Source organism: Rossellomorea vietnamensis NBRC 101237 (assembly GCF_001591825.1).
Taxonomy (GTDB): Bacteria; Bacillota; Bacilli; order Bacillales; family Bacillaceae_B; genus Rossellomorea; species Rossellomorea vietnamensis.
Map to the genome: position 1 here is coordinate 1 of NZ_BCVQ01000097.1, position 2,466 is coordinate 2,466.

Genomic DNA, 2,466 nt, shown 5'->3' on the forward strand with positions numbered 1-2,466 from the left:
AGGCGAACCAACAACCACAAGGAGTTTTACAACTTCTTCGTTAATAATAGATTTTTCGAAAGGGACTCTAGTTATTCTAGGGTCTCTTTTAACAAAAAGTATATATTATTAAATCGGTGGGATAATCGGCGCCAGATTACCGGTTTAGCATACCAATGTGATAAAGTTTCATCTTAATTAACTAAGTTTCTTATCCTCGTTTGTTTTGAACATTCCCTTTTAATTACAAAAACATTCCCAACCTTATGTAATCAAGTATGTTTTTTGAGGAAATCCCTTTTCTTTACCCATATTTATCCGATAAATTATAGAGAATCTAAAATAATAGGTGTTTAAAATGATCATAAATCATAATATCAGCGCTTTGTATAGTATAAATCGTCTTAAGAATCAGGAGGGAAAGCTTACCCTTAATATGGAAAATCTGTCATCAGGCTTAAGGATAAATACTGCAGCTGATGACTCGGCAGGACTTGCAATTTCTGAAAAAATGCGTGCCCAAATTCGTGGCCTAACACAAGCTCAAAGGAATGTTCAGGATGGGATTGCATTGCTAGATACAGTTGAAGGAGCATTATCACAAATATTAAATCCCCCTCTACAGAGAATAAGAGAATTAGTAATTCAATCAGAAAATGATACTCTCACGAAATTGGATCGGATGGAAATACAAAAGGAAATAGAACAACAAAAAAGAAGTATCAATGACATTTCTCAAAATACTCATTTTAATAATAAAAATTTAATAGATGGAAGCTTCAGTGGAGAGAAATCTGTTATAAGGGAGGCAGTATCAGCTAGGGTGTTTGGTTCTGTTGATCTTACAAATGGGTTTACAATTGTCCAAGGAAATAACGATAGATTAGAGATCCGTCTAGATGGTATTCCAACGTTTGTTCAACTAGACGAGGGCTTTTATACCGTAGATGAGTTACTCAACGAAATAAATCATAAATTTATGGATAAAAGTCTCAATGTCATAGCCTCCTATCAGAATCAACAGTTAAGTCTAAATCATAACATCCGAGGTTCAGACTTTAAGATTACAAATTTATCGGGGAATCTTGTAGAGAGTATATTTTTATCGGTCAAACCCGGTCAGGATTTTCAAGCATTTACAAAAGTATCAGTGACCAGCAAAAGCAATTTTAACAATGCAAATCCTGCTTATAGCACTATTATAAAAGGAATCAATGACACCCTTTCTTATAAAGTGGATAATGAAGAATATGAAATTACACTTACAGCTGGTACATATGGGAATAGGCAACAAATAAAAGATGAAATTAATGCAAGGTTAATAGAAAGTGGGGCACCAGTCCGGTTTTCTAGCTTTGTGATTCCAGGAGGTACCTTGGCTATTAATCAGTTAGAACATATTGCCGGGGGAGATACGCAGATAAGTAATATCGGTGGGGATGCTGCTTCATTTCTATTTAATTATAAATGGAGTGACGAATGGTTACGGGGGAATAGAGATTTAAGTAATGGCATTATCGTGAATGAAGGACAAAATGATATTTTAGAACTTAAGATAGATGGTAGTCAGCATTTATTTCAATTGAAATCAGGAACTTATTCCCCGGAAGAGCTATTAGATGAGCTGAACGGTCATTTTTGGAGAGAAAATATAAAGTTAAGAGCTTCTATTGAGCAAGGGTATTCCGATGAGAGATTAGCTGTTGATGGATATGATATTAAAGTTCTTGAAATTAAAAGAACGTCTACAAATACAGGTAATGTTAACGCCATTCAGTTCACCGGGAGTGCTTTTACTGATTTATTTATGAATGTAAACCTGGGGACTGAAATACCAGAACAATCTTTCAGCGTTCTAGGAAATGCAGATCTATCCCTTGGGTTACTGATCGAGGAAGGTGTCAATGATACCTTGAGTTTTTACGTAGATGATAATGAAAAAACACTTTTAATAGAATCTGGTGATTATACATCGGATGAGCTGTTAGATGAACTTAATGCCAAGCTAGTGGAAATAAACTCCGGGGTAACAGCATTATACGAGAATGATCAGTTAATGTTTATACATAATTATTCAGGTGCTAACCATGAAATCACTCGGCTATCTGGAAATGCATTTACATCGCTTTTTCTTTCACATGAAAAAGGAACGGATGAGACTTTGAGTGAACCCAGAAGTATACAACTACAAATTGGAGCAAATGAAGGACAAAGTTTTTCGTTAGCCTTCATGGACACACAAACGGCTGCACTAGGTCTAATGGATTTGTCAGTACTTGAGGATATTAATAGAAATGATGCTTTAAACAAAGTAGACTATGCCATTGGTGTAATTTCTTCTGAACGTTCTAAGATTGGTGCTTATCATAACCGTCTAAATCACACAGTTAAGAATTTAGAAGCATCTTCTGAAAATTTATCAGATGCTGAATCTCTCGTAAGAGATGCTGATTTAGCGAAGGAAATGATGAGTCAAACTAAAAACTC

General features: G+C 35.1%; 1 protein-coding gene. It reads left to right on the plus strand.

Annotation, left to right across the window (positions count from 1 at the left end; genetic code table 11):
* Positions 1-337 precede the first annotated feature (337 nt).
* Positions 338-2,466: flagellin N-terminal helical domain-containing protein (locus BVI01S_RS23200; protein ID WP_167562136.1), on the plus strand; the 2,129-nt coding region annotated here is incomplete at its 3' end.